At 67.8% G+C, this 26,241-nt stretch carries 25 protein-coding genes and 3 pseudogenes; 16 read left to right on the top strand and 12 right to left on the bottom strand.

All coding sequences use genetic code 11. The features are described 5' to 3' along the window. Positions 1-597 precede the first annotated feature (597 nt). The 3 genes from QF027_RS00980 (at position 598) to QF027_RS00970 (ending at position 2,710) form a co-directional block, all read left to right on the top strand. Positions 598-1,887, top strand: coding sequence for an IS30 family transposase (locus tag QF027_RS00980; RefSeq protein ID WP_444876082.1), 1,290 nt, complete (start codon positions 598-600; stop codon positions 1,885-1,887). After that, positions 1,884-2,279 (top strand): DUF6188 family protein, encoded by a 396-nt coding sequence (locus QF027_RS00975; protein WP_307072121.1) that lies wholly within the window; start codon positions 1,884-1,886, stop codon positions 2,277-2,279. Before QF027_RS00980 ends, QF027_RS00975 begins: the two co-directional genes overlap by 4 nt. A 191-nt stretch (positions 2,280-2,470) precedes the next feature. After that, the gene (locus tag QF027_RS00970; RefSeq protein ID WP_307072120.1) at positions 2,471-2,710 is read left to right on the top strand and encodes a hypothetical protein; all 240 of its coding nucleotides are present in this window, start codon (positions 2,471-2,473) and stop codon (positions 2,708-2,710) included. A 241-nt stretch (positions 2,711-2,951) separates the two neighbouring features. On the opposite strand, the gene QF027_RS00965 is transcribed toward QF027_RS00970, so the two are convergent. Continuing rightward, a complete protein-coding gene (locus tag QF027_RS00965) occupies positions 2,952-3,548 on the bottom strand; it encodes a TetR/AcrR family transcriptional regulator (protein WP_307072119.1) in 597 nt (198 codons plus the stop codon). Positions 3,549-3,655: 107 nt separating this feature from the next. Between QF027_RS00965 and QF027_RS00960 the strand changes: the two genes are divergently transcribed. Further along, the gene (locus QF027_RS00960; protein WP_307072118.1) at positions 3,656-4,699 is read left to right on the top strand and encodes an NAD(P)-dependent alcohol dehydrogenase; all 1,044 of its coding nucleotides are present in this window, start codon (positions 3,656-3,658) and stop codon (positions 4,697-4,699) included. A gap of 189 nt (positions 4,700-4,888) precedes the next feature. Then, positions 4,889-6,496 carry an ISL3 family transposase gene (locus tag QF027_RS00955; RefSeq protein WP_307072117.1) on the top strand — a complete coding sequence of 536 codons (1,608 nt, stop codon included), beginning with the start codon at positions 4,889-4,891 and terminating at the stop codon, positions 6,494-6,496. Between the two features lie 779 nt (positions 6,497-7,275). Here QF027_RS00955 and QF027_RS00950 read toward each other — a convergent pair. Continuing rightward, complete coding sequence (locus QF027_RS00950; RefSeq protein ID WP_306986913.1) at positions 7,276-7,734, bottom strand: DUF2690 domain-containing protein; 459 nt, start codon at positions 7,732-7,734, stop codon at positions 7,276-7,278. 616 nt (positions 7,735-8,350) lie between these two features. Here QF027_RS00950 and QF027_RS00945 point away from each other — a divergent pair. The 4 genes and pseudogenes from QF027_RS00945 to QF027_RS49975 form a co-directional block, all read left to right on the top strand. Continuing rightward, positions 8,351-9,529 (top strand): sensor histidine kinase, encoded by a 1,179-nt coding sequence (locus tag QF027_RS00945; RefSeq protein WP_373432388.1) that lies wholly within the window; start codon positions 8,351-8,353, stop codon positions 9,527-9,529. Beyond that, entirely contained in the window at positions 9,526-10,194 is a 669-nt protein-coding gene (locus QF027_RS00940) for a response regulator (protein ID WP_307072116.1), read from the top strand. The genes QF027_RS00945 and QF027_RS00940 overlap by 4 nt, the downstream gene beginning before the upstream one ends. A 187-nt stretch (positions 10,195-10,381) precedes the next feature. After that, positions 10,382-10,723: a transposase family protein gene (locus tag QF027_RS00935; RefSeq protein ID WP_307072115.1), complete on the top strand. Its 342-nt coding sequence runs from the start codon at positions 10,382-10,384 to the stop codon at positions 10,721-10,723. Positions 10,724-10,898: 175 nt separating this feature from the next. Beyond that, positions 10,899-11,051, top strand: a pseudogene (locus QF027_RS49975) (IS1380 family transposase); the annotation flags it as partial. 14 nt (positions 11,052-11,065) lie between these two features. Here QF027_RS49975 and QF027_RS00930 read toward each other — a convergent pair. The 6 genes and pseudogenes from QF027_RS00930 to QF027_RS00905 form a co-directional block, all read right to left on the bottom strand. Beyond that, positions 11,066-11,677: a peptidoglycan-binding domain-containing protein gene (locus tag QF027_RS00930; protein ID WP_307072114.1), complete on the bottom strand. Its 612-nt coding sequence runs from the start codon at positions 11,675-11,677 to the stop codon at positions 11,066-11,068. 466 nt (positions 11,678-12,143) lie between these two features. After that, positions 12,144-12,353: pseudogene (locus QF027_RS49970) on the bottom strand (IS630 family transposase); the annotation flags it as partial. A 114-nt stretch (positions 12,354-12,467) separates the two neighbouring features. Next, a complete protein-coding gene (locus tag QF027_RS00920) occupies positions 12,468-12,725 on the bottom strand; it encodes a hypothetical protein (RefSeq protein ID WP_306986907.1) in 258 nt (85 codons plus the stop codon). Continuing rightward, the gene (locus QF027_RS00915) at positions 12,722-12,946 is read right to left on the bottom strand and encodes a LytR C-terminal domain-containing protein (RefSeq protein WP_307072112.1); all 225 of its coding nucleotides are present in this window, start codon (positions 12,944-12,946) and stop codon (positions 12,722-12,724) included. The genes QF027_RS00920 and QF027_RS00915 overlap by 4 nt, the downstream gene beginning before the upstream one ends. A 101-nt stretch (positions 12,947-13,047) precedes the next feature. Continuing rightward, a pseudogene (locus QF027_RS00910) lies at positions 13,048-14,498 on the bottom strand (NF041680 family putative transposase). A 128-nt stretch (positions 14,499-14,626) separates the two neighbouring features. After that, the gene (locus QF027_RS00905; protein ID WP_306986904.1) at positions 14,627-14,860 is read right to left on the bottom strand and encodes a hypothetical protein; all 234 of its coding nucleotides are present in this window, start codon (positions 14,858-14,860) and stop codon (positions 14,627-14,629) included. A gap of 127 nt (positions 14,861-14,987) precedes the next feature. Between QF027_RS00905 and QF027_RS00900 the strand changes: the two genes are divergently transcribed. Next, on the top strand, positions 14,988-15,854 hold the full coding sequence (locus QF027_RS00900; RefSeq protein WP_307072111.1) for an aminotransferase class IV: 867 nt from the start codon (positions 14,988-14,990) through the stop codon (positions 15,852-15,854). 252 nt (positions 15,855-16,106) lie between these two features. On the opposite strand, the gene QF027_RS00890 is transcribed toward QF027_RS00900, so the two are convergent. The 4 genes from QF027_RS00890 to QF027_RS00875 form a co-directional block, all read right to left on the bottom strand. Next, complete coding sequence (locus QF027_RS00890) at positions 16,107-16,229, bottom strand: hypothetical protein (protein WP_307082770.1); 123 nt, start codon at positions 16,227-16,229, stop codon at positions 16,107-16,109. A 157-nt stretch (positions 16,230-16,386) separates the two neighbouring features. Then, the gene (locus QF027_RS00885) at positions 16,387-16,539 is read right to left on the bottom strand and encodes a hypothetical protein (RefSeq protein ID WP_307072110.1); all 153 of its coding nucleotides are present in this window, start codon (positions 16,537-16,539) and stop codon (positions 16,387-16,389) included. Positions 16,540-16,675: 136 nt separating this feature from the next. Next, positions 16,676-16,882 carry a hypothetical protein gene (locus tag QF027_RS00880; RefSeq protein WP_307072109.1) on the bottom strand — a complete coding sequence of 69 codons (207 nt, stop codon included), beginning with the start codon at positions 16,880-16,882 and terminating at the stop codon, positions 16,676-16,678. A 755-nt stretch (positions 16,883-17,637) separates the two neighbouring features. Then, complete coding sequence (locus QF027_RS00875; protein WP_307072108.1) at positions 17,638-18,747, bottom strand: GlxA family transcriptional regulator; 1,110 nt, start codon at positions 18,745-18,747, stop codon at positions 17,638-17,640. A 129-nt stretch (positions 18,748-18,876) separates the two neighbouring features. Between QF027_RS00875 and QF027_RS00870 the strand changes: the two genes are divergently transcribed. From QF027_RS00870 to QF027_RS00845, 6 genes are all read left to right on the top strand, one after another. Next, positions 18,877-19,845, top strand: coding sequence for an NADP-dependent oxidoreductase (locus tag QF027_RS00870; protein ID WP_306986898.1), 969 nt, complete (start codon positions 18,877-18,879; stop codon positions 19,843-19,845). A gap of 1,188 nt (positions 19,846-21,033) precedes the next feature. Beyond that, a complete protein-coding gene (locus tag QF027_RS00865; protein ID WP_307072107.1) occupies positions 21,034-21,285 on the top strand; it encodes a hypothetical protein in 252 nt (83 codons plus the stop codon). A 293-nt stretch (positions 21,286-21,578) separates the two neighbouring features. Continuing rightward, positions 21,579-21,668 carry a K(+)-transporting ATPase subunit F gene (gene kdpF / locus QF027_RS00860; protein ID WP_306986896.1) on the top strand — a complete coding sequence of 30 codons (90 nt, stop codon included), beginning with the start codon at positions 21,579-21,581 and terminating at the stop codon, positions 21,666-21,668. Positions 21,669-21,676: 8 nt separating this feature from the next. Further along, a complete protein-coding gene (gene kdpA, locus QF027_RS00855) occupies positions 21,677-23,341 on the top strand; it encodes a potassium-transporting ATPase subunit KdpA (protein ID WP_307072106.1) in 1,665 nt (554 codons plus the stop codon). Beyond that, positions 23,338-25,503 (top strand): potassium-transporting ATPase subunit KdpB, encoded by a 2,166-nt coding sequence (gene kdpB / locus QF027_RS00850; RefSeq protein WP_307072105.1) that lies wholly within the window; start codon positions 23,338-23,340, stop codon positions 25,501-25,503. Before kdpA ends, kdpB begins: the two co-directional genes overlap by 4 nt. Before the next feature lie 5 nt (positions 25,504-25,508). Next, positions 25,509-26,177, top strand: coding sequence for a potassium-transporting ATPase subunit C (locus QF027_RS00845; RefSeq protein WP_307072104.1), 669 nt, complete (start codon positions 25,509-25,511; stop codon positions 26,175-26,177). Positions 26,178-26,241 lie beyond the last annotated feature (64 nt).

Genomic DNA, 26,241 nt, shown 5'->3' with positions numbered 1-26,241 from the left:
CGCTCCACCTCTTCCGGCGACAGCGGCACCTGAGCTTGGCGTCAACGGCCTCGCCCACGATTGACTTCGAGGTGTGCTGGCCTGGTGGTTCAGTTGGCGGTGCGGCGCGAGGGGACGAGTGCAGTGCTCGAGTGGCGGTCGGGTGACCCGCTGGGCGGTCCGATCGGATACCAGGCCAGCCGCATGGTGTTCTTCTGCATCTCGGCTGCGGTCGGCCATGATGACGCTGCAGACCGGTGGGCACCGGGACGTGCTCGGGCAACGCCGTGGAGTTGACGACACCAGGGCCTCCCGGCGTTGCTCGGTCAGGTTCGCATCCCCGAGCTACCGAGAGGCCTGCCTTCATACGCGTGCAACGGGAAGATCGCCCCAGCGGGAAACTGACCCGGGAGGGCTGGCCCGCGCCGCGACGCGTGGGTCAGCCCTCCGAGGTTCTCGGTGCTCTTGACCGGCTTTCCGGCCTGCGGGCCCGCCGCGGCGCCGCGACGACGAAGCCTCCAGGGCTCAACCGGCCCCGAAGGCTTAACCGAGCCGCCATGGTCGGGGCGACCATCTGGGTTCTAGCGATCGTTGCAACACCTCGGCTCAGAGGTGGCGATGGACGTCGAATTTCGTGAGAAGCGAAGGCCCCAGGGCAACAGGCCGTTGGTGCAAGAACGGGAGACGTACTTCCTACTTGTGGATCAAGGAATGAGCTTTGCCGAGGCTGCCAGGACCGTCGGCATCAGCACCCGCACCGGCGAACGTTGGCGCAACGGACGAGGTGCCTCGGGTCGGATCAAGGCGTATCCACCGCTCAACGCGGCACCCGTCGAGGAATCGAGCAATCCCTCGCGCTATCTCCGCGAGGCCGACCGCGTTCACGTAGCCGACCGGCTACTGGAGAAGGCCACCATCCGGGCGATCGCTGCCGAGCTGGGCCGCAGCCCATCGACGATCAGCCGCGAAGTCCGCCGCAACGGCACCGTCCTGGCCGACGGCCGCTGGCACTACCGGCCCTATACCGCCCAGCGCCGCGCTGACGCCCGCCGGCCTCGTCCAAAGACGGGGAAGATCGGCCAGAACCCGGAACTGCACGACTTCATCCAGTCGCACCTGACCCTGCGCTGGAGCCCTGAGCAGATCTGCCACGCTCTGCGCAGACGCTTCACTCATCGGCCGGACATGCACGTGAGTCACGAGACCATCTACCAGGCCCTTTACACCCAAGGCCGCACAGAACTCCGCCGCGAACTGACCCAAACTCTACGCACCGGACGTGTCAGACGGCTCCCTCGCCGCCTGGCCGATCGTCGGCGCTTCCGGGCAGTCAAGAACAAGGTCATGATCAGCCAACGGCCACCCGAGGCAGCCGACCGGGCCGTCCCCGGGCACTGGGAAGGCGACCTGATCCTCGGCCGCAAGAAGCACTCCGCGATCGCCACCCTGGTCGACCGCAGTACCCGCTACCTGATCCTGGTCCACCTGCCCGACGGCTACAACTCCGCAGCCGTGCGCGACGCCCTCATCGCCGCGGTAAACCCTCTGCCACCTGACCTGAAACGGTCACTGACCTGGGATCAGGGCACTGAAATGGCCGCTCATCGCGGCTTCAGCATGGCCACCAACGACCCGGTCTACTTCTGCGACCCCGGCAGCCCGTGGCAGCGCGGCTCGGACGAAAACACCAACGGCCTGCTCCGCCAGTACTTTCCCAAGGGCACCGACTTGTCCGTCCACACTCGCGAACACCTGAACGCGGTCGCCGCCGAACTGAACAGCAGGCCCCGCAAGACGCTCGGCTGGGAAACGCCGACCGAGCGCCTGTCTACACTGCTCAAGGCCCAACAGAGCCGGTCGTCGGCTTTCCGTCGACACACGGCAGAACCGCGGCAGGGGGAGCGGTGAGAGTACCTGCGGAGCTGGTCGGCACCCGTGTCACACGCACGGCCTTCGACCACCAGGTCCGGATCAGCTTCACCGATCACGCCCCAGACAGCCGCATCCGCATCGAGGGCGAGCTCGTCATCGAGACACCGTTCACCCTCACGGACTCCTCGGGCCACCAGGCCCTACTGATGCCAGCCACCGGACCGTCCCTGGCGCCGGTACTCGACCTGTTCGCCAAGTGCGTCACCGAAACCGAGGTCACCGGGCAAGGCACCCTGTCCCTCGGCTTCGACGACGGCACTCGGCTCAGCATCGAGCCAGACCCCGACTACGAGTCGTGGAGCCTCACCGGCTCAGGAATCGATCCCGTCCTGGTTGGCCCAGGCGGCGAAACCGACTGGCAACACTGATCATCGCCGCAACCCACACACCGTTGCGGCACTCAACCTGTTGCAACGACCCCTGGAATCCGCCCCAGGGATCCGACCATGAGGCCGACCACGGCTCCCGCCCGCACCGCACGCAGCCCGACCACGGCTCGTCAGCGCGGTGCGGGGTTCTCCCTCCTGCCGCCTCCACCCGACCGAGTAGGGCCCGGCACATGGTGACCATCAACGAGGTGCTGGCGGCGCTCACCGAACTGCGCAGCGATCTGGAAACCCACGCCTGGCAGCCCGATGAGCACGAGCACGCATCGCAGGACGGACGCGAACTGCGGCTCGCCCCGGACGACGTCCTGGACCTGGGCGTGCGCGCGACCGGCGACCAGCTCCAGATCGTGGGCACCGAATCGCAGGGCGACACCGTGACCAGCCCGCCCGGCCGCCGCTTCACCTCATAACGCCCGGTGTTGCGGTAGAGGTTGCGCCAAGTGTTGCGGTAGGTGTTGCGCTGGCCTCCACAGCGCCCCGAAGTCCGCCGAGGTCACCATGATGAGGATCTCTGGAATCGGCCAGGGCTACTCGTCGCCCCACTCGCTTCGCCCCTCAACCGAGTGGGGAGCGAAGACGAGCGCCTCGCAGGTGAAGGCCGGGCCCGCACGGAGCGGGGTGTGCGGGCCGCGCCGAACCGTCACGGTGTGCTCAGGCTCCCCAGTCCGGGGCGACGGCGCGGCTTACGCAGTCTCGGAGCAGGGTGCGCCGCTGTTCGTGGACGCTCGCGGGCTCCTGGGCGGAGGCGGCGTAGACGTTGCTCACCGGAGACCAGGCCATGGACATGGCGATGACCATGGCCATCACGTCGAAGGGGTCTCCCTGTCTGATGCGCCCGGCGGCCTGGGCCTCTGCGATGGCGCGGAGTTTGTGGTCGTCGTAGCGGTCGTGGTCCGCCACGAGATACCCGGACGGGCGCCGCTCCAGGCGCGCCCAGGTCGCGAGCCGGATCAGATCGGGGCGGCTGAGGTACTCGTCGTAGAGGCGCACCGCCCAGTCGGCGAGACCCGTGGCGTCGATGGGGACGACATTGGTGATCCGCTCCAGTGAGGCGAAGAAGATCGCGTCGAAGAGCTGCTCCTTGTTGCCGAAGTAGCCATAGAGCTGCGCCTTGTTGGTGCGTGCGGCGGCGATGATCCGCTCGATGCGTGCACCGGCGATGCCGTACTGCGCGAATTCCTGGGTGGCGGCATCGACGATGCGCTGGTAAGTCGCTGCTCCGCGGCTGCTGGATGGCTGGTCAGGCATACTCCGCACCTTAACAGACAGACTCGTCTGTTTGCTTCTTTGCTCGCATGTGTCTACTGTCAGACAGACCGGCAAATAGACCGAACAGTCTGTCTTAGGAGTCAGAGATGCGTTCCACGACCGGATGGCAGGCGGACAGCACGACGCGGACTCTGCGCCGCGCAGCGCTGGAGCGCCGGGACCTACGCCCGGACGACATCGCGGTACGTGTCGAGTACTGCGGTGTCTGCTACACAGACCTTCACGCGCTGCAGGCGCACGAGAGCGACGCGAACGGCGTGCTCGTACCTGGGCATGAGTTCACAGGCGTGGTAACCGAGGTCGGCAGCGCGGTTCCCGACTTCTCCCCGGGCGACCCCGTGGCCGTCGGCAACATCGTCGACTCATGCCGCATGTGCCGCATGTGCCAGGCCGGCCAGGAGAACTTCTGCCGTGAGTTCCCGACACTGACCTACGGCGGAGCCGACCGGCAGGACGGGGCGACCACGCTGGGCGGGTACTCCCGCGAGTACGTTGTGAGCAATCAGTTCGCCTACCATCTCCCTGCGGGCCTCGACCCGGCCGCCACAGCCCCCCTGCTCTGCGCCGGCGTCACCGTCTGGGAACCGCTGCAGGCGCTCGGAGTGGGCCCAGGCAGTACCGTCGCCGTGGCCGGGCTGGGCGGCCTGGGACACCTCGCGGTCAAGATGGCGACCGGGCTCGGCGCCACGACCTCCGTCATCAGCCAAACCCCGGACAAGGCTGACGAAGCGCGCGGCCTGGGAGCGCAGGGATTCGTCGTGTCCACCGACCCGAAGGAGATGGAAGCGGTCCGCGACCAGTTCGATGTGATCATAGACACCATCTCCGCTCCCCACGACCTGGCTCCGTACCTGCGGGTGGCCGCCATGGACGGCACCCTCAGTCACCTCGGCCACCTCGGGCCGGTCACCGTGGAAACCATGGACCTGCTCATCGGCCGCAAGAAGCTCAGCTCCGCAGGCAGCGGCGGCCGCCCCTCCACCGCCGCCATGCTGCACTTCTGCGCTGAGCGCGGCATCACCGCCGACATCGAGCTGCTGCCGTCGTCCCAGGTGAACAGGGCTCTCGAACGCCTGGCTCGCAACGACGTCCGCTACCGCTTCGTGCTCGACATGTCCGACCTGGACTGACCGACGGTGCGGCTTGCCCGGCGATAACCACGAGAGCCGCCCGGACGCAGGCCAGGTGCCGCATGGGTGGGGAGATCCATCGAGCAGGTCCGGGTCACCCCCGAGCAGGAAGTGGTCGTTTTCAAGGCTCTGTCCGCAGTTCCGTGAACCCCCAGATCCGCGGCGGGAACGCGGGATCGTTTCGGCAGAGTGTTTCCTGCCGTGGCGGGCAGGACGGTCGATGATGTGCTGATTCCCGGGATCAATGTGCGGGTGGAGGGGGTGAGTCACTGCTCCGACATCCTGCCGGTGGAAGCGGTGTCGACGGCTCGTCCGGGCCGCTGTCCGGACTGCCAGAAGCAGGCGCGACGTGTACACAGCATGTATCAACGTACCTTGAATGAGCGGCCGTTGGGCCCTCGCCGGGTCATAGTCCGGCTGCGGGTGCGCCGGTACTTCTGCGACCGGAAGTGCTGTTCCCGCAAGACGTTCGTTGAGCAGGTGCCGGGCCTGTCCGAGCGGCACCGCCGCTCCAGAACCGGGCTGACGGGCTGGCTGAGGTCGATCGCGATCGAGCTTGGCGGTCGCCCTGCCGCTCGGCTGTGCCGCCGACTGCGGCTGACCGCGGGCCGGACTCAGCTGCTCAGGCTGCTGAGGGCGCCGATGGTGTCGGCCCGTGCACCGCGGGTGCTGGGGGTGGACGAGTTCGCCTTCCGCAAGGGCTGCACCTATGGCACCGTGCTGGTCGACGTCGAGGCCGGCCGGGTCGTGGACGTGTTGCCCGACCGCACCTCCGAGACGTTCGCGGCCTGGCTGACCAAGCACCCTGGAGCCGAGATCATCTGCCGGGACCGGGCCACCGCCTACATCAAGGCGGTCAAAGAAGCTGCCCCCGACGCCGTCGAAGTCGCCGATCGTTGGCATTTACTTCAGAACCTGTCCGCCGCGGTGGAGAAGACCTGCCACCAGCACCGCGACTGCCTGCGTAAACGCGCTGAGGAGGAGACAGTGACCGAAGTGCCCGAGGCAGCACCGATGCTGTTATCGCCCGCGGAGCTGCCACGCACCCAGACCATCGAGCGCACCCGTCACCGCTACGAGGGCATCCACCACCTGCTGGAGAAACGCTGGACAATCAGCGCGATCGCCCGCCGGCTGAACCTCGACCGCAAGACCGTCCGCCGCTTCCGCGACACCGACCTCGACCAATTGCTCGTCTCGGCGCGCGACCGCCGTCCCAACGGCGTCCTGGAGCCGTTCAAAGCGTACCTGGACACCAGCTTCATCGAAGCGCAAGGCCAGGTCAGCGGCACCCGGCTGTTCATGGAGATCCAGGCTCGCGGCTATCGGGGCAGCCGCCAGGTCGTCCGCAAACACCTCGCTGCCCTGCGGGCGGGCACGGCCGGACCGGTCCGGGCCGACATGCTCAGCCCTCGCAAGATCACCTCCTGGATCATGCGGCCCCGCGACACGCTCACCAAGAGCCAGGACGAGCGGCTGCTTCAGGTCCGGCTCGCCTGCCCGGACATCACCCGGGCCTGCGACCTCGCCCGAGCCTTCGCCGATCTGGTCCGTCACCGGCGCGGATACCTGCTGCTGGAGTGGATCCGCCAGGCCGAGCAGGACGCCCCGAAACCGATGAAGGGCTTCGCCGGCTTCCTCCGCCAGGACCTCGATGCCGTCACCGCCGGACTCACGCTGCCGTGGAGTTCCGGTGCTGTCGAAGGGAACGTGAACCGGGTCAAAACACTCAAGAGAGCAATGTATGGCCGAGCCTCGTTCGAACTCTTGCGAACCCGCATCCTCACCCAGTCATGAACTGCGCCATGAAAACCGCCTCGTCAGTCGCCACCACGCCGGGTACGTTCGTCTCGTGTGTTACTACGCCGAGAGGCCCTACAAGCTTCATTACGTGTGCGTGCCCTGCCGCGTCGCGTTCAAGCGGCACCACGGGCCCGGCGGGCACCGGTGCACCCGATGCGCCGAGCCCATGCTCTGTGCTGGCCATGACTTTGCCGCACCACGGCGCCGAGACACCAAGGCGTGGACCGTCGTGGCTGCGGTGCTGGACGCCGGACTGCGTTACGAGAGCCGCGAACCCTGCGGCTGCGGCAAGGAACTCAAGTTCCGTCCCCGTACCCGAGCCCAGTTGCGAGCACGTCGAATCGCAGCAGTACGAACCGGGACTCCCCTCGCCGACATGCTCGGACGCGCAGATCCACAGACGCCCGCATGACCTGACACTCCGGTAACCCGCTGCACGTGGCCTGCCGCTGCACCCGCGAGATCATTCACGGAACAGCGGCCAGAGCCGTTTTCAACAAGTGCCATCACACCAAGGGCGGTGTCCCGATAGGAGCCTTGGCCTTGAAGGCACCGTCACAGTCCTGACCGCTGCTCTCACCCACCGGATCATCCGCATCTGTGAGCGTCCGCGAGATGCCGAACGAGCTGGTCCACACGGCGAAGGCCTTTCGCGCGCGCCCACCACTACAGCGGCTCGTGGCCCCGCCGTCCTCGCTGGAGCGTGATCACCCCTGTCGCCTACGGGCCCGCTCAGCCTCAGCCTCGATCGGCCGAGCTTCCCGAGCCCGCACTCAGTAACTCTCGGTGAAGCCGTACCCAGTTTCACCGGTGTCAAAGTCATCTACTTGACCCCAGGCAAGCGAAGTCACACCGGCGTCGTTGACCATCGCGGTGTAACAGGTGAATCCGTTCAGGACGTCGCTCCAGTCCGTGTTGTCACAGTAGTAGGACTTTTTGTCGGAGATGCGGACCACGTGCGCTTGCCCATTGCCCGCAAGGTAGTACGCCGTGACGCGCCCCCAGGCAGTCCGGCAGCTGGTGCTGTACCGGAGTTCGATCTTCCCGATCTTCTCGCCGTCCACGTAGATGTTCTCCGCGCGCGCTGTGATGGCGCTGTTGGCACACCCTGACGTCACCGGGCTCTGCCCGTCGTAGGCCGCGGCCGACGCCCCTGTCGCTGGCAGGATGGCGAGCCCGCTGCCCAGGGTGAGGGCGGCCGTAGCCAAGGCGAAGCGCTTACGGATGATCATGCAGGCTCCTTCCGGCCGCGGGCCGGGTCCCAGGTTGGGCCCCCCGAGCAGCCCACGCGGCTGCGGCTGCACTCGACGAGCGTGCCGATGGGCTTCACGGTAGGAGCGTGCCCGCAGCTGACGCATCCCGCAGCAGGTGGAACTCTGGCTCCACCGCACGCGGTATCCGCGAGGGTTGTACAACTCCCGTGGTACCGCAGAAGATCCTTGAGCTTCCCGGCGCCCGTCGGCAGCGACGGTGCGGGCGGGGACGGCTCCGACGGTAAACCCGTACCCAGGTACAAGGTGCAAACCCAACTCAGGGCAGGTGCCTCCGGTTGTCGTGAATGGAGTGAACCGATCAGACGGGTTGGGCTGACGGATTCTCGACTACTCGGCCGCAGCCTGGTCTCCACCGCGACGCACAGCTCGGCGGAAGCCGCGGCGGGCGGTGCCGCCGTGGCATGAGGGTAGGAGCGGTGGCGCACCTGTCACGGGACGCACTGGGTGGAACTCCCGTCCCACCCAGTGCGGTAGCTGCGCGGATCTGCAACTTTCGCGGTAGTGGTTGCTGCAACTTCCGTGGTAGCCCGCAAGGTTGACGCTTTCGCGTGTACACCGGCGTTACGCTGCGGCGATGTGCATGCGTACACCCCGCCCGCTGTTCGTCGACACGTTGATCGCGCTCGCCATGGTCTGGGTGGCCTTCCGGCTGGGTCAGGCGTCGGTGGCGCGAGGTTGGCCGGAACTCGATGCGCGGGCCTATGGGCTGCTCGCTCTGGCGCATCTGCCCGTCGCTCTGCGGCGCAGGGCACCGCTCACGGTCTTCGCCGTCGTGCAGTTGGCCGGCGTCGCCTACATCAGCCTGGCGTACTGGCCGGTGGCGTCCGCGTTGGGCTCGATGCTCGTCCTGTACACGGTGGCGTCGTTGTACCCGACTCGGATTGCCGTCGGCTGTGCGGCCGTGATGACCGCCAAGTGGCTGTACGCCGGTGTGATCAGCGACAACCTGTCCATGACGCTGGTGGTGAGCCAGGCCCTGCTGTTCAGCTTGGTGCTGGTGTGGTCCGGCACTCTGGCCCGCCGCTCCCGCGAACTCGCCCGGCAGCTGCGCGCCGAGCTGGCCGAGCGGGCCCGCCGTGAGGTCACCGCCGAACGCGGGCGCATAGCACGTGAGCTGCACGACGTCGTCGCCCACCACATGTCGGTAATCTCCGTGCAGGCAGGCCTGGCCCGGTTCGTCCTGGACTCCGATACCGTGACGGCCCGGGGCGCGCTCGGCACCATCGAGGACACCAGTGCCGAAGCCCTGGAGGAACTGCGGCGCATCCTGCACGTCCTGCGGGAACACGATCTGGGCGGCGCCGAGTCAGCCGCGCCCATGCCCACCCTCGCCCGCCTCGGCGACCTGCTCGAACGTATCCGGGCCGGAGGCATCCCGGTCGAGTTAAGCATCCAGGGCACCGTGCGCCCGCTCGCCCCGGGCGTCGAATTGTGCGCGTACCGCGTCGTCCAGGAGGCCTTGACCAACGTCCTCAAACACACTCAGCACGCCGACGCGCAGGTGCGACTGCACTACCGGCAGCATGAACTGACCGTCATCGTCACGGACAACGGAACGGGCAACAAAGACGGGCTGAATCCGGCCAGAGTCCCGGCAGGCACCGGACACGGCTTGATTGGCATGCGGGAGCGGGCCAAGCTCTACGGCGGGACGATCAGCGTCGGCCCACACGCCGAGGGGGGTTTCGCGGTCCGCCTGACCCTGCCGACGTCGACAACCGGCACACGGTGGGGAGACGAGCGTAGGAGATGACCAGAGTCCTCGTCGTCGACGATCAGTTCCTCATCCGCGCTGGCCTCGTCGGCCTGCTCGACGCCGCGGCAGGCTTCGAGGTCGCCGGCGAGGCGGGGGACGGCGAGGAGGCGGTGCGGCTGGCCGCCAAAACGCGCCCCGACGTGATCCTTATGGACATCCGCATGCCCGGCATGAACGGCATCCAGGCCACCAAGCGCATCATCGCGGACGCGGCCGGCCCCGCGCCCAGGGTGCTGATCCTGACCACCTTCGACCTCGACGAATACGTCTACGGAGCATTGCGCGCCGGCGCGTCCGGCTTTCTGCTCAAGGACTCCGGCCCCGAGCGGCTGCTTGCCGCGGTGGCCGCGGTCGGGGGCGGCGACGCACTCTTCGCCCCCAGCGTGACCCGGCGGCTCGTCGAGGCATACGTTCCACAGAACCGATCCACGCCCGACGCGCAAAGCCTGCCGGACCTCCACACGTTGACCCCCCGCGAGGTCGACGTCCTCAAACTCACCGCACGCGGCCTGTCCAACCCGGAGATCGCCGACCAGCTCTCCATCAGCGAGGCGACGGTCAAGACCCACCTCAACCGCACCATGACCAAGCTCGACCTGAACAGCCGGGCCCAGGCGGTAGTGATCGCCTATGAGACAGGGCTAGTGACACCGGGAGGGTAGGAGGGCCACGCGGCAAGCTCCCTCAACGGCATGGGAGTAGTCTCGTGGCCCAACGTGGCCGGTATGGGCCTGATACCCCAACTCGGCCGTGATGGCGATGAATCGGCAGGTAGGCGCGCAGGCACGGTTTCCGGTGATCACGGAGTGTCGAGTTCGCTGATCACCAGAACGGAAGACCGTGCCTGCCGTGTCATCATCGCCCATTCCTGCAGGGCTGGGCCAACTCGCCGGATCCGATCCGGCCCGCTCCGATGAACTGCACGACCTGCTGGACCGGTTGCGCCGCCTGCCCGACCCGCGCCGCCTGCGGGGCCGGCGCCACCCGCTGTCGTACGTCCTGGCCCTGGCCGCCTGCGGGGTCCTGGCCGGAGCGAAGTCCCTCACGGCAATCGAGGGGCCGGACAGCGGGCCCTCCCTGGACCAAAGATCCGCCCCAGCCACAGCAGCGTCCTTCGCGACAGCGACGCTCTTGGACCAGACACGGCGCACCACCGAACGCCATTCAGCCCGATACCAATGCGCCGTATGAAACCTCGAGATGACAGGCCGTCGCGCATCACACCTCGGACCGAGACTAACTAACCTCGCGCTTTCACGAGGTGGGCTGTCCAAGAGTCGATCAGAAACACGGAAAGTGCCCTTGAACTGCAACGATAGGACTTGCTGAGGTTCCTGTTGGCTGCAAGGAAAAGAGCACTTTCCAGGTGAGAGAGCCTATCTCGTCGTACCCACGTGTCCGTGTCCGGGGAGACGGTCGGCAGGTGGTCTCGCAGGCCGGTGCGGTCCTGCTGCTGGAGACGGTCCGCAAGACGGGCCTTGCCCATGCCCCCGGGCAGGCGGCGGTGTGGGTCACGCCAGGGAAATTCGACGCTCAGCTGCCGTATTGGCATGCCTCGGCAGGGGCATTTGCATAACTGGCTGTGAGGTACTCGTTGTCTTCGTAAACCACCGGAAAGTTGTACTGACCCAACTCATCGCGCCAGAACCCTATCTCACCATCGTTTCCACCGTAGGTGACATCATCAATCGCACCACCCGCAAAGAGGACCAGTTCATTGTCTGCTCTGCTGAAGGTGTCCTTGCCGACAATCCCGTCCTGGCTGAGGTGCCATCGAGCCTGGAGTTGCTTGGTCGCATAGGTGGTGGTCGAGCCGAAACGGCAGTCGATGTCTCCCATGTCGAACTGTGTCCCGTTCGGCTCCTTCACTCCCTCCGCCCACAGCACCCACTGCCAAAGTCCCACGGCGTAGGATTTGGAGTGCTGCGACGCCGACAGCGGCCCCTCGTCTCCCCAGTCATCCGTGGCCGCGCCCACGCCTATGACGTAGCCCTGAGAGACGGACGCCGATGCGGGCGTGGGAGCCAGAGCCAGTACGCCTCCGGTGGCGATGGCGGCTGCAGCCGCGAGAACTCGCTTGCGAAGTGCCATGTTTCCCCCCGTGTTGATCGGCAGCAGTGTCGTTCCGGTGACGCGCTCAAACATGGACATGTTGGCTTCTTCCGGCCGCAGGCTGTGCGGCACCGCTGGGTCGGGCGGTGCCGATGCGCTATGACGGTAGGTGCAACGGCGTGGCCGTCGCGTCCCACTGTGGGTGGAACTCCCGCCCCACCGGGCGCGGTAGCCGCGCGGTTGCTGCAACTTCCGCGGTACCGCGAAAGGTTGACTGCCGCCGTGCGCGTGGACATCACAGGGGGGTGCGGTCGTCGGGTCGGACGGTGACCGAGGTCGCCCGGGAGCTCGGGATCCGCTCGGAGTCCCTGCGAGGCTGAGTGAAGAAGGCCCGGCCTGCGGGGCGGCCCTCAGACTCGTACACGGGACACCGGGGCTACGGCACGAGGACCTGCGTAAGGCCGCCCATCCCCCTGACCTCGGCCCGCGTGTCCCATCACTACGGCCGGGTCGACACCGAACTCCTGCGGAAGACGCCGCAGTCGACGGCCCGCGAGATCCTCGGAGAGCGCCGGCAACGGGATCCACTCGGGCCGCGGGAAGCCAGAGCCTCACGACCGCCGTCCCGCCGCAACTGGTGCCAGTGGCACGCCGACTTCACGCTCATCCGCAGCCGCCCCGCGACCTCCGACGACTTGGTCTCCTGCTCGTACAACTAGTCCGCCTGCATCCGTACCGACTCCCGGCGGCGACGTCCCGCAGGGGTCAACTCGCCCCCATCCGCTTATCTCACACCACACGGATACAGCCGCCCACCCACGCCCATCAGGGTCTTCGCAAAGATTTACCCCGACGAGCTGAAGTCAGTAAGGGGACGCGGGGGTCAGGGGGCGGAGTCCTTGACGTTGGGGCTGATGTCGTAGGCGTGGCTCGGGGACGTGGTGTGCACCGGATGCGACGAGGTCGTGGTGTGGTACGCGTAGTCCAGTCCGATCACGTCGGTCGACGTGCTGACCGTGGCGCATTGCTTGTGGTGGCCGTTCTGCTGGTGGGTGTTGTTCAGCGCCGCCTTGGTGTCGACCGGCACCGGCGTCTTCGAGCCGGGGAAGGTCGCGCCGCTCGGCCAGTCGGAGCCGATCACCAGCACGATGCCGGTGCCGCTGCCCGAATCAGGGCGGAGGACGGCAGCCCCAGCGCCTTGGCGACCGCCTGCGCCTGCGGCATGCGCGCCGAGGGGTAGGTGAGCAGGGTGGTTGCGGACGGGGTGCCATTGCCGGTACTGGTGTCCTGGCTGAAGCCACCATCCTTGAGGGCCTGCGCGACCTGCGCCGCACGGCCGTCGATCCCGGTGCCGTTCTCCACCTGCACACCTACAACCACCACCGCTGCCACACCGCACTCGGCGGTCAGCCACCCATCAGCCGCGTGAACAACCCTGCGGGTCAATACACCTAGCTTGATCTTTAACCTGTGCGGCGTGGTCGTGGGGTGGTCGACTTCTTGTTCCGGAACGTGGCGCTGCCGGTCTTGCGGGGTGTGTGGACGTCGTGGCGGGGGGTGGGTCGGGTGTTCTTCCGACCCGATGGTCGTCCGGGTCCGGGGCGGGTGGATTTCGGTGCTTGGGCCGGGCAGGCGGCTGTCGGGCGGATGTGCCGGAAGTCACGGCGGACTCGTGCCGGGGTGAGCCTGTCCGACGAGGCGGGCCTTTCTGCGTCGGTCGGCTGCCAGTGGCCGGGCGAGGCGGAGCTGGGTGTAGGCGGCGAGGATCAGCCAGGTCCAGCGGTCCGCCGCCTCAGGTGTGCGGATCTTCGGGCAGGTCCAGCCGAGGGTCTGCTTGAACAGGCGGAAGGTGTGCTCGATGTCGAAGCGTCGCAGGTATGCCTGCCAGAGCCGGTCGGTGTCCGCTGCGTCCGCGTCGGTGCCTGACCACCACAGCCAGACCGGCTTCGGGGTGGCTCCGCTGGGCAGGTGCTCGATGTCCAGGCGGATCACGGTCCCCGCGACGATCGGGAGAGTGCCGTCGGCCGCGGCCCAGGACGAGCGGTGGGTCAGCTTGGGGTGGAGACGGTCCCAGGACCGGGCGAGGGCGGTGCCGTAGAGGCGTGTGTCGGTGACGGTTTCGGTGTCCGGGGTGCCCCAGGTATCGGGTTGCCCGAAGACGAACTCGCCGCCGTGCCGGGGCGGACGGCCCCTGGTGTGAGGCTCCCGCGGCGGCGCCGGCCGACGCAGGACACGGTCCGACCGCATCCGGGCCAGCACCTGCACCGGCAGATCCTTCAGAAGGAAGGCGACGCGGGGTGCGTCGTATCCGGCGTCCGCGACAATGAGGATGTCCGGGTCGCCCATCTGCCACTGACCTGCGGCGATCAACCGCTCGACCAGGTCCCGCAGCTGCCGGGCGGTGACGGTGGCGGCGTCGTCCCCGGGCACCAGACGCAATGCGTCCAGCGGCGCGGTCCACGAGCTGCCGGCCGGGCTCCAACGCGCAGACGATCGAGTAGGGCCAGCCGGGAACGGGGATGTGCTGGTCCTTGCCACGGCCGTAGGTATGACACAGGATCCGCTCCGGTGAGGTGTGGGCGTCCGGCCGCAGCCAGCAGGTGATGTCGACGGCCAGGACCAGTCGGCCGTCAGCCGCCCGCGGCAGTGGCACCGAGGCCAGGATGCGTCGCAGCCGGTCGGCGTCGACCCGGCCTTGGGCGAGTGCGGCGTAGAGCCCTCCGTGACCGCGGCGGTGTTCGCCCACCAGCGACAGCTCGGCCAGCGACCTCACCGGCCCGTCACCGCACAGAACCGCATCCGCCAGCTCGAACAGGGCATCCGAACGAGCGGTGAGACAGGCGTAGAACTCACCCCGGAAGCGTGACAGTTCGGCCAACGGCTCTCGCCGGGCACCGTGATGCAGCAGACTCATCCTCACGGCCTTCATGCTGGACGTGTGTGTTCCTTGGTCGGAACACATGTTCAGACGAAGGCCGCTTCCGTGTACGGCGGTTACCGAGCCGAGTGATCAAGTACGACGCACCGTTCGAAGAGCGGCTTCTACCGGCGGCGCAGAGATCCGGGCCCGCATTGAGTGGACCAGTCACCGGCCGGCGACAGCCGCACTCCACCGGCCCGCACGACGACAAGCCTGCCGCCTTCGAAGGCGATTCGATCACCAGCAGCCAGGAAGAGCGGGCTCGCCAGCTCGAAGGCATACCCATCGTCGGTTTCGAGGTCCTTGATCAGTACCAACCGCGAGGTTGGCGTGGCTCCGTCAGCTACCAGGCGCATGCCGAGATGGTCCCACGCGGCCTGAGATCACCTTGACCCTATTCAGCGGCTGGCCAACGGCCCAGACGTTAAAGATCAAGCTAGGGCCTGTTGCGAAAGTCGATCAAGGTCGCCTGACGTCTTAGAGGTGCCTAAGGTGGTGGCCGCGGGGCTGGGTACGCGCGAGGGAGGGGGCGTCATCGACCGGGTGGAAGTCAACGGTGCCGAAGCGGACAACGAGGACCTGAAGGTGCTCGCGCGGGCCAACTACTCGCATTTCTCCTCGATGCAGGTGCGGGACAGAGCAGTCCGAGGACTGGATCTGCACCTGAAGCGGCTGGACGACAGTACGCGGGAGCTGTTCGGAACGGGCCTGGACGCCGATCGGGTGTGCTCCGTTGTGCGGCACGCGCTCCATGCTTCCCCGGACGCGGTGACGCTTCGGGTGACCGTCTTCAGCCGCCACCAGGATGCCGTGCTGCGCGGCGAGGACGTGAATCCGGACTTGGCCGTGACGACGAGCGCTCCCATCACGGCGCGGACCTCACCGGTGCGGCTGCGGACAGTGGAGTACGAGCGGGACCTTCCCCACGTCAAGCACGCCGGGACGTTCGGACTCAGCCTTCGCCGACGCCGGGCGGTGCTCGCCGGATACGACGACATGCTGTTCACCGATCGCAACGGCCGCATCAGCGAGGCCTCGATCTCGAACATCGGCTTCTTCGACGGCGAGCGTGTCATCTGGCCCGAGGCCGCCGTACTGCCGGGAATCACGATGCAACTGCTGCAGCGAGGACTGGCGGCCAAGGGCATCCCGTCCGACCGGCGTGAGATCCACCTTCGCGACCTCGGAGTCTGGGCGTCCGACGCCCTCGCCCTCGCAGCGTTCCTCTCGAACTCCATCTCGCCGGCCGTCCCGGTCGCGGGTATCGACGAGGCGGCGTTGACCGTCGATCCCGACGTGAGGGACCTGCTCGTGAACTGCTACGAGACCAATCCCTGGCAAACCGTGTAGGTGCTGCTGGGACCGTGCTGGTCACAACCACTCGTTGAGGACTGCGACCAGCACGGTCGCCTCGTAGCGGACGGCAAGCTTGTCGTATCTCGTGGCCACGGCCCGGTGGCGTTTGAGGCGATTGATCCCGCACTCGACGGCATGCCGCTCGCGGTAGTCGGTCTTGTCGAACTTCGGCGGCCGACCACCCCGGGAGCCGAGCTTCCGACGGTTGCGGAGCCGGTCCGCGGGACGGCGGTGCGGCGGCCGGGGTCAGGAGTCGTCGGGGGCGCGGTCCACATCGAGCAGCGGGACATCCGCCGGTGCTTCCTCGCAGTCCGGTGCGTGCAGGACGGAGCGGGCCGGGCCGCGGCCGTCGCGCACCTTCTGCAGCACCCAGTCCGAAGGCCGGCGCTCCCCGAGGACCTCCCCACAGCCTGCGGCGACCGCTCCAGCTTCTCGGTGACGACCGGGAGATCTACGAGGAGCGCAGGTACGGCCCGCATGACGCCCCGTCCTCCGCACCGACCGGACCGGCAACTCCACGGCACCGTCAGGTGACCGTTCCTGCCCGGGTGCTGCCGCGACGCACACCGCCCGACGTCGCGACGGCGGCCTTCTTGACCTTGGTGTTTTTGCTGGTCAACTGCATGGAGCGGGTAGCGGTCGCCGTCACTGCCATGGTCGGCCCTGCGGTGTGACGCATGTCGAACCCCGGGTTCCGGTGGATGGCGAGGGAGCCCAACTCGGTCTTTAGGCAGTGAGGTTGGGCTCTCTCGTCGCATGCGGGCAGCCGATCTCTTGGGATCGGTCACCGGTCGGGTCTACGACTTCGCTGGGGGTCAGCCGATTCCGGTGACCTGGAGTGCGGTGGTCCAGTTGTATTTGATGGCGCTGCGGGCGGCGGAGAGCGTGATGGTGCCGTTGCAGACGGCGTTCTTCAGTTTGGTCTCGGTGCCGTCCTTGGTAGAGGCGGTCTTGGTGCCGTAGTGCGGTTCGGGCCACAGGTTGCCGGGGTCGCGGGGTGCACCGCCGAGTTCCAGCGGCACGAGGTGGTCCCCTCGTAGTCCGACATGGTGGTGCCGGTGTACCCGTAGTCGATGATGCCCTGTGCCTTGAGGGGGTTGGTGCAGGAGGTGGGGGGGGCCGGATGGTGCCGGTCCAGCCGGACACGCAGATGGTGCTGTCGAGGTCGACTGGGTGACGTCGGGGTTGTATGAGCCGGGTGTGCAGGATGCGTCGGGCAGTGGCAGGTAGGACTGGGAACAGGCGGAGGGCGTGGGCGGTACCGGTGGCAGCGATGATGAGGCCCGCGGCGGCCATGCCGAGAGCGGTGGTGGTGGCGGTGAGGCGGCGCAGAGGTCGCATGTGGGGGTTTCCCGCTTCGGGCCCGGAGGCGAAGTGCCGGGCGTCTGACGGAATGACACCGCCACCCAGGTCTATGCGGGTAGACATGAACGGTGAACTTCCGGTTACCGGCACCATCCCTTACCGGCGCATGAACAAGCCTTGCCCAAATACCCGGTTTCGCTGGGGAGTTGGGTTGATGTGGTCGCGGGCGAAGGGCTTGCCGAGCACCTCGCCAGTCCTCTGCCCCGGGGCCGCGGATCCAACGGACCAGGGCTGACGGGCCGGCAGGCCGCCGACGTCTGCGGTACGGAGAGCACGGCTTTGTGCGGGAGGGCCGTGACTGGATCCCCCGGGTACAGCCTGGAAGCGCGGCGGGACCTGGGCCTGTAGGGAGGGCAGCCGGAATACGCCGGAAACGTGCCGTAGGCCGGGCGGAACGGTGAGTTGCTCGCCGCTACTGACCTGAACCGTCGCTGGGCGGGGGCTCGCCCGCCCCGGCCGTGGGAGGCGCGAGGTCGGGGGCGGTACCGACCGGAATATCCGCGTTCTGCGCCAACTCGAAGGTGCCAAGAGCTGATCCAACTGCGGCTTGTCGGGCAGTTGCGGGTGTGGGGCGGAAGGTGCGGCGGTATGCCTGGGGTGTGACCCCGATGGCGGCATGAAGGTGCTGGCGCAGGGAGACACCGGTGCCGAATCCGGCGCGGTCGGCGACCAGGTCGACGGGCCAGTCAGTGGTCTCCAGCAGGTGCCGGGCCAGGTCGACGCGCTGGCGGATGAGCCACTGGCCGGGGCTGGTGCCGACCTCGTTGCGGAAGCGGCGGGTGAAGGTACGCAGGCTGACGTTGGCGTGGGCGGCCATGTCAGCCAGGGTGACGGGTTCAGAGAGGCGTTCCATGACCCACGCCTGTGTGGGGGCGGTGCCGGAGGCAGTGGGGTCGGGGACGGGGCGCTGGATGTACTGGGCCTGGCCGCCGTCGCGCCAGGGCGGTACGACGCAGGAGCGGGCGACCTCGTTGGCGATGTCGCTGCCGTGGTCGCGGCGGACGATGTGCAGGCACAGGTCGATGCCGGCGGCGACCCCCGCGGAGGTGAGGATCTCGCCGTCGTCGATGAAGAGGACGTCGGGGTTGATGCGCGCGGTGGTGAACATGCGCTGCAGACGGTCGGCCTCGCGCCAGTGGGTGGTGGCGGGGCGGCCGTCGAGCAGTCCCGCGGCGGCCAGCACGTAGGTGTCGGTGCAGATCGCCACGATCCGGGTTCCGGGGCGGATGGCGGCCAGGGCCTCGCGCAGGGTGTCGGGCAGGCGGCCCTCCTCCCGGATGGGGCCCAGCGCGTGGGAGGGCGGAATGACGACGGTGTCGACGGTGGCCAGCAGGGAGGCGTCATGGGAGACGGTGAGCTGGTAGTCGGCTTCGGTGCGGACGGGGCGGCCGTCCAGGCTGCACGTGGTCACGGAGTAGAGCCGGTTGCCCGTGCCGTCGCGGGCGGCGCCGAAGATCCGCGCGGGGATGCCGAGCTCGAAGGGGACGACGCCGTCCAGGGCCAGAACGCCAACGTGGTGCATGACCCGATCCTTTCATTCCATGACCATCGGGCCACTGCTGCGGGGCTGTCCGCCCAGGCAGTCTGAGGACGTGCCCAGGAGAAAAGGCACCAACGACAAGAAACGCACTGCTGAAAAGAGCACGTCATCATGGACCACGCCACCAGCCCCTCGACCATGCGCGCCGTCTCCCAGGACGCCGCCGGAGCCCCGGAGGTCCTCAAGGTCGTCGAGACGCAGCGTCCGGTCCCGGGCCGGGGCGAGATCCTGGTCCGGGTGCACGCGGCAGGCGTGAACCCAGCCGATTGGAAGACCCGCGCGCGCGGCGTGTTCGCCACCGGGGCCAGGCCGCCGTTCACCCTGGGCTTCGACGTCGCTGGGGTGGTCGAGGCGGTCGGCGATGGGGTGACACTCTTCCAGGTCGGCGACGAGGTGTTCGGGATGCCGCGCTTCCCTCACCCGGCGGGCGCCTACGCCGAGTACGTGGCCGCCCCGGCCCGGCACTTCGCCCCGCGCCCCAAGGGCCTGGACCACATCCAGGCCGGTGCCCTGCCGCTGGCCTCGCTGACCGCTTGGCAGGCCCTGGTGGACACCGCGAGCGTCCAGTCCGGCCAGCGCGTCCTGATCCACGCCGCCGCCGGAGGCGTCGGCCACCTGGCCGTGCAGATTGCCAAGGCCCGCGGCGCGTACGTCATCGGCACGGCCAGCGCTGCCAAGCACGAGCTGCTGCGCTCGCTGGGCGCCGACGAGCTGATCGACTACCGCACCCAGGACTTCACCGAGACCCTCCGCGACGTCGATGTCGTCCTGGACGCCCTCGGCGGCCCCAACTGGGCTCGGTCCCTGCAAACGCTGCGGCTGGGCGGCACGTTGATCTCGATCCTGCCGCTGGACGACACCTTCCCCGCCAAGGAGGCCGAAGCGGCCGGTATCCGGGCGGTGTTCATGCTCGTCGAGCCCGACCATGCGGGGTTGCGCGAGATCACTTCCCTGGTCGAGGGCGGCCGCCTGCGCGTGATTGTCGACGAGGTCTTCCCCCTCGAAGAAGCCGGCCGGGCCCACACGCTGGGTGAGACCGGCCGCACCACCGGCAAGATCGTCCTCTCCATCACCCCCTGACCCACCCCGCTGCTTCTGCCCTGCGGCAGCCATGCCGCCGGCTCCCCGGCCTGCGTCAGGCTTGGCGGCCTGCGCAGGCCCCATCCCACCCGCACCACGCACCAGACAGAACGGAACCACCATGAGCACCATCGCCGCCCCGGCCAGCCCCGTGACGTTGTCGACGCGTCTTCGCCCGCTTCGGCGAAGGCGACATGCCGGCCCTGCTGGACCTGTTCGCCGACGGCGTCGCCTTCCACGTCGGCGGCGCTCGTTCACCTCGGTGCGGATCGCCGCGGCCATCTCGTCCAGGGGGCTGTAACCGGGCAGCTCCAACCGTGCCGTGACCAGTTTCTCCAGCGCCACGTTGATCAGGTCGGCCGGATTGTCCTTGGTCTTGCACCGCCTCAAAGATCGCGGCCGATGCCACCTCGCGAGCCGCGGCGGTGCAGGCCGCGTCCGGATGGGGATCAGAAGCGTGAGCGACGCTGAGCCTGCCCCTTCCCTCCTGATCGGACCGGTGTGCGCAGGGCGCCGTCGAACGCTCGGCATCTCGCGCGGTGCACACCCTGGACCTGAAAGGCGGCCTGGAAGCGGGGTCCCAGGGGCCGGGTGGCAGGGGGGCGCGTGAGGCGTTGGCGTGGGCAGGGGTGTGCGCCGGGCGGGTTCGAGGGGTGCTCTGTGTGAGCGGTTGCCCGAGGTGTCTGAATGATCGTTTCTATGCTGAACACTCCGGCTTTGCGTGCCCTGTGTGCTCAAACTGGAGGCCCCGTCAAGCAACTGACGGGGTGAAAGTTTCTGCTGAGTAGCGCGAACGGCCGGGAGAGCGGGGGCGGCTGACATGAAGCTGACGTGCGGTGACTTTGTTTTCTACAGTAGGACCCGTGTTGCACTGGGTGTTGCGGTAGATGTTGCGCAGCCCCTCAGAGCGTCCTGGAGTTCGCCCAGGTCACCACGGGTGTACGGCGTGGTCGCGTTGCTGACATCCCCGTTGCGGCCTGCTTTGCCCATGTCTCTGGCTTGAGTTGAGGGAGAGGGAGGGCTGGGATGGGCGGCGCGGACGCACCCGGGGATCGGGGCGCGCCGGTCGTGTCGCGCGTCGGCGCGGCCGCCGCGCTCTGCCGCCGCCGGGCCCGGCGGCCCGGTCGGTGCCCCGGTGTAGCTGAGGCAGTCTCAGTCCTGCGTGGGCGGTCCTACGTGGAGTGACCAGTGCCCAGTGAATTCGTCCAGGTCGATCCGCAGCGGCTCCAGCGCATCGGCCCCCTGGACGTCGGCCCGGATGATGCGGCCGGTCCCCAGATACAGCGACACCCGCAGCTGGCGGCCGATCCGGTTGGGCACTTCCATCCCCATCAGGGGGAGCGACAGCAGGGCGCCAACCAGTGGGGCGCGCTCGTCGCGTATGCCGTACGACGGGACACGGACGCGGTGATCTGCCGACTGCGGTCCCACATCTCCTGACCTCTGCGCCCGAACGGCCCGCACCTCACCGGTGTGGGCCGTCGGCGTTCCCCGGGAGGAGCTGGTCCGGCACCCCCGGGGGACTCCGGCATATGGGTTCCGTCAAAAGCGTACGGGCCGCCGTATGGAAGGCGTCAACGCCCGCCGAATTCGGCCAGCGAGGAGCTTTCCTCTAATCGTCCGTTCGATCCGAACCTCATCTAGGAGCTCGCGATGGCCGACCTGGCCTTCGTCGTCACCACGATCGCGGTCTTTGCGCTGGTGGCCCTCGTCGCCAAGGGGGTGACGAAGCTGTGACCGCCGAAAATGTCGTCGGCCTGATCGTGGCCGTCACCCTGCTGGGCTATCTCGTCCTCGCCCTGGTGTTCCCGGAGAGGTTCTGAGTCCTGATATGAGCCCCTTCCTCGCCGGTGTGCTCCAGCTGCTCGCGCTGATCGCGGCGCTGGCCCTGGCATACCGCCCGCTCGGCGACTACATGGCCCGGGTCTACTCCTCCGACCAGCACCTGCGTGTCGAGAAGTGGATCTACAAGGGCATCGGCGCCAACCCGAACGCCGAGATGCGCTGGCCCGCCTATCTGCGCGGTGTCCTCGCCTTCTCCGCGGTGAGTGTTCTCTTCCTGTATGTGTTGCAGCGGGTGCAGGGCAGCCTGCCCGGCTCGCTGGGCTTCTCCTCGATCGACCCGGACCAGGCGTTCAACACCGCCGCGTCCTTCGTGTCGAACACCAACTGGCAGTCGTACTACGGCGAGCAGGCCATGGGGCACGTCGTGCAGACCGGCGGCCTGGCGGTGCAGAACTTCCTCTCCGCCGCCGTCGGTATCGCCGTCGCGGTGGCACTCGTACGAGGATTCGCCCGCTCCCGCACCGGTGAGCTGGGCAACTTCTGGGCCGACATGGTGCGCGGTGTCGTCCGCATCCTGCTGCCGCTCTCCGTGATCGCTGCGATCGTGCTCGTGGCCTGCGGTGCCATCCAGAACTTCTCCGGGATTCATTCCGTGGGCCAGTTCATGGGCGGCTCGCAGGAGTGGAACGGCGGCGCGGTTGCCTCGCAGGAGGCCATCAAGGAGGTGGGCACCAACGGCGGCGGTTACTTCAACGCCAACAGCGCCCACCCCTTCGAGAACCCCAACGCGTTTGCCAACCTCTTCGAGATCTTCCTGATCCTGCTGATCCCGTTCGCGCTGACGCGGACCTTCGGCCGGATGGTCGGCTCGCTGCGCCAGGGTTACGCGATCCTCGCGACGATGGCGACCATCTGGGTCGGCTTCATCTGCCTGATGTGGTGGACCGAGTTCGCTCACCACGGCCCGGCGTTCGAGATCGCGGGCGGGGCGATGGAGGGCAAGGAGGCCCGCTTCGGCATCGGTGCCTCGTCGATCTTCTCGATCTCCACGACGCTCACCTCGACCGGTGCGGTGGACTCCTTCCACTCGTCCAACACAGGTCTTGGCGGCGGGCTGAATCTGCTGGGCATGCAGCTCGGTGAGATCGCGCCCGGCGGTACCGGCTCCGGCTTGTACGGCATGCTGATCATGGGGGTCATCGCGGTGTTCATCGCGGGTCTGATGGTCGGCCGCACGCCCGAGTACCTGGGCAAGAAGATCGGCACCCGCGAGATCAAGTTCGCGGCCTGCTACATCCTCATCACCCCGGCACTGGTGCTCATCTTCACCGCGGCGGCGATGGCGCTCCCGACGCCCGGCAACTCGATGACCAACTCGGGCGCGCACGGTTTCTCCGAAATCCTGTACGCGTACACCTCGGGCGCCAACAACAACGGCTCGGCCTTCGCCGGTCTGAACGCGGACACGCAGTGGTTCAACACCACGATCGGCATCGTGATGCTGCTCGGGCGGTTCCTGCCGATGGTGTTCGTGCTGGCGCTGGCGGGTTCGCTGGCCGAGCAGCAGCCGGTGCCGGCCACCGCGGGCACGCTGCGTACCGAGAAGCCGCTGTTCACCGGGCTGTTGGTGGGCGCGATTCTGATCATCACCGGTCTGACCTACTTCCCGGCGCTGGCGCTGGGGCCGCTCGCTGAAGGGCTGGCGTCATGACCAGCGACATCAAGAAGCACGACGACGCAAAGAAGCAGGACGCCATGTCCACCTCGACTCCGACGGTAGCCCCCCACCGGGATGCACCGACCGGCCACAAGGGCGGCGAAGGCCGGGTCGGCGCGGGCCTCTTCGACCCCAAGCAGCTGGTCAGGTCGCTGCCGGACGCTCTGCGCAAGACCGACCCGCGGGTGATGGTCAAGTCACCTGTCATGTTCGTGGTGTTGATCGGCTCGGTCCTGACGACGGTGTTCTCGTTCATGGACCCGGGCGATTGGTTCGGCTGGGCGATCAGCGCCTGGCTCTGGCTCACCGTGATCTTCGCCAACCTTGCGGAGGCGGTCGCCGAGGGCCGCGGCAAGGCCCAGGCGGACACCCTGCGCAAGGCCAAGACGGACACTGTGGCGCGCCGGGTGTCCCAGGACGGCAGGGCCGAGGAGCAGGTGCCCGGCACCGAGCTGCGCATCGGCGACCTGGTCGTCTGCGAGGCGGGCGACATCATCCCCGGCGACGGTGACGTCGTCGAGGGCGTGGCATCCGTGGACGAGTCGGCGATCACCGGTGAGTCGGCCCCGGTCATCCGCGAGTCCGGCGGCGACCGCTCGGCGGTCACCGGCGGCACGAAGGTGCTGTCCGACCGCATCGTCATCAAGATCACGACGAAGCCGGGTGAGACCTTCATCGACCGGATGATCAACCTGGTCGAGGGCGCCGCACGTCAGAAGACGCCCAACGAGATCGCGCTGAACATCCTGCTCGCCTCGCTGACGATCGTCTTCCTGCTCGCGGTGGCCACCCTGCCGCCGTTCGCGGACTACGCGGGCACGCATCTGAGCATGGTCGTGCTGGTGGCCCTCCTGGTCTGCCTGATACCGACCACGATCGGCGCCCTGCTCTCCGCGATCGGCATCGCGGGTATGGACCGGCTGGTGCAGCGCAACGTACTGGCCATGTCGGGCAGGGCGGTCGAGGCTGCCGGCGATGTGTCGACCCTGCTGCTGGACAAGACCGGCACTATCACGCTCGGTAACCGGCAGGCCGCCGAGTTCGTACCGGTAGCCGGCACGGCCGAGGCCGAGCTGGCCGATGCCGCCCAGTTGTCGTCGCTGGCCGACGAGACGCCCGAGGGCCGCTCCATCGTCGTCCTGGCGAAGGAGAAGTACGGGCTGCGCGAGCGTCACCAGGGCGAGCTGGCGCAGGCAGAGTGGATCGCCTTTACTGCGCAGACCCGCATGTCCGGTGTCGATCTCACAGAGAACGGCACCGCCCGCAAGGTCCGTAAGGGGGCCACCGGTTCGGTGCTCGCCTGGGTCCAGGACCTGGGCGGCACCGTCGCCGACGACGCCGACACCATCTCCAACTCCATCTCCGAGGCGGGCGGCACACCGCTGCTGGTGGCGGTCGAGGACGCCGACGGGGCCCGGGTGCTGGGCGTGATCCACCTCAAGGACGTCGTCAAGGAGGGCATGCGCGAGCGGTTCGACGAACTGCGCCGCATGGGCATCAAGACCGTCATGATCACGGGCGACAACCCGCTGACCGCCAAGGCGATCGCCGAGGAGGCCGGCGTCGACGACTTCCTCGCGGAGGCCACCCCCGAGGACAAGATGGGCCTCATCAAGCGTGAGCAGACGGGCGGCAAGCTCGTCGCGATGACCGGCGACGGCACGAACGACGCGCCCGCGCTCGCGCAGGCCGACGTCGGCGTGGCGATGAACACGGGTACGTCGGCCGCCAAGGAGGCCGGCAACATGGTCGACCTCGACTCCAACCCCACCAAGCTCATCGAGATCGTCGAGATCGGCAAGCAACTCCTCATCACCCGGGGCGCGCTCACCACCTTCTCGATCGCCAACGACGTCGCGAAGTACTTCGCGATCATCCCGGCGCTGTTCGCGGCGGTCTACCCGGGCCTGGACAAGCTCAACATCATGAGCCTGTCCTCGCCCGACTCCGCGATCCTGTCCGCGGTCATCTTCAACGCGCTGATCATCATCGCGCTGGTCCCGCTCGCCCTGCGCGGCGTGCAGTACCGGCCGGTCAGCGCGGACAAGATGCTCCGCCGCAACCTCGGGATCTACGGCCTGGGCGGGCTGATCGCACCCTTCATCGGCATCAAGATCATCGACCTGCTCATCTCACTCATCCCCGGGATCGGCTGACCGCCATGAACAACTCGGTTATGAACACTGCCCGGTTGCTTTGGGCCGGCCTGCGGGCCCTCCTCGTGCTGACCGTGGTGACGGGCATCCTCTACCCGCTCGCCATCACCGGCGTCGCCGAGGGGCTTTTCCCCGGCAAGGCGAACGGCTCCGAGATCAAGGCGGACGGCAAGGTCGTCGGCTCCTCGCTCATCGGCCAGGCGTACAACCTGCCGCTCAAGAAGGGCCAGGAGACTCCCGAGCCCGACCTGAAGTGGTTCCAGGGGCGCCCGCAGAACGGCCTGGGCACCAACAGCGTCAACACCCAGTACAAGCTGATCCTGTCCGGCGCCACCAACCGTTCCGGTGACAACGCCGACCTGATCAAGTGGGTCAAGGACGCCAAGGCAGCGGTCATCAAGGACAACTCGACCTCGGACTACAAGGTCAAGCCGTCCGACGTGCCCGCCGACGCCGTCACCTCCTCGGGCTCCGGCCTGGACCCGGACATCTCCCCGGCGTACGCCGACCTCCAGGTCCACCGGATCGCCGAGAAGAACGGTCTGTCCGTCGCCCAGGTCCACAAGCTCGTGGATGAGCACACGGACGGCCGGATCCTGGACTTCATGGGCGAGCCCACCGTCAACGTCCTCGAACTCAACATCGCGCTCAAGGAACTCGTGGCCAGGAGCTGATGGCCTTACGCGACCCGGGCGGGAGTTGGCGGGCCAGGAGGCATTCTCGATCCGTCAACTCCCG

Source organism: Streptomyces canus (genome assembly GCF_030816965.1).
Classification (GTDB): Bacteria; Actinomycetota; Actinomycetes; order Streptomycetales; family Streptomycetaceae; genus Streptomyces; species Streptomyces canus_E.
This window is presented reverse-complemented; position numbering and strand designations above follow the sequence as displayed.

What these genes read in the sequence shown, in the direction of transcription:
- QF027_RS00970 (WP_307072120.1), top strand. Translation starts at nt 2,471, where the DNA reads ATGGTGACCATCAACGAGGTGCTGGCGGCGCTCACCGAACTGCGCAGC.
- QF027_RS00945 (WP_373432388.1), top strand. Translation starts at nt 8,351, where the DNA reads ATGTGCATGCGTACACCCCGCCCGCTGTTCGTCGACACGTTGATCGCG.
- QF027_RS00940 (WP_307072116.1), top strand. Translation starts at nt 9,526, where the DNA reads ATGACCAGAGTCCTCGTCGTCGACGATCAGTTCCTCATCCGCGCTGGC.
- QF027_RS00870 (WP_306986898.1), top strand. Translation starts at nt 18,877, where the DNA reads ATGGACCACGCCACCAGCCCCTCGACCATGCGCGCCGTCTCCCAGGAC.
- QF027_RS00930 (WP_307072114.1), bottom strand. Translation starts at nt 11,677, where the DNA reads ATGTTTGAGCGCGTCACCGGAACGACACTGCTGCCGATCAACACGGGG.
- QF027_RS00965 (WP_307072119.1), bottom strand. Translation starts at nt 3,548, where the DNA reads ATGCCTGACCAGCCATCCAGCAGCCGCGGAGCAGCGACTTACCAGCGC.
- QF027_RS00950 (WP_306986913.1), bottom strand. Translation starts at nt 7,734, where the DNA reads ATGATCATCCGTAAGCGCTTCGCCTTGGCTACGGCCGCCCTCACCCTG.
- QF027_RS00875 (WP_307072108.1), bottom strand. Translation starts at nt 18,747, where the DNA reads ATGCACCACGTTGGCGTTCTGGCCCTGGACGGCGTCGTCCCCTTCGAG.
- QF027_RS00980 (WP_444876082.1), top strand. Translation starts at nt 598, where the DNA reads ATGGACGTCGAATTTCGTGAGAAGCGAAGGCCCCAGGGCAACAGGCCG.
- kdpA (WP_307072106.1), top strand. Translation starts at nt 21,677, where the DNA reads ATGAGCCCCTTCCTCGCCGGTGTGCTCCAGCTGCTCGCGCTGATCGCG.
- QF027_RS00845 (WP_307072104.1), top strand. Translation starts at nt 25,509, where the DNA reads ATGAACAACTCGGTTATGAACACTGCCCGGTTGCTTTGGGCCGGCCTG.
- kdpB (WP_307072105.1), top strand. Translation starts at nt 23,338, where the DNA reads ATGACCAGCGACATCAAGAAGCACGACGACGCAAAGAAGCAGGACGCC.
- QF027_RS00885 (WP_307072110.1), bottom strand. Translation starts at nt 16,539, where the DNA reads ATGCGTCACACCGCAGGGCCGACCATGGCAGTGACGGCGACCGCTACC.
- QF027_RS00960 (WP_307072118.1), top strand. Translation starts at nt 3,656, where the DNA reads ATGCGTTCCACGACCGGATGGCAGGCGGACAGCACGACGCGGACTCTG.
- QF027_RS00905 (WP_306986904.1), bottom strand. Translation starts at nt 14,860, where the DNA reads ATGCGCCTGGTAGCTGACGGAGCCACGCCAACCTCGCGGTTGGTACTG.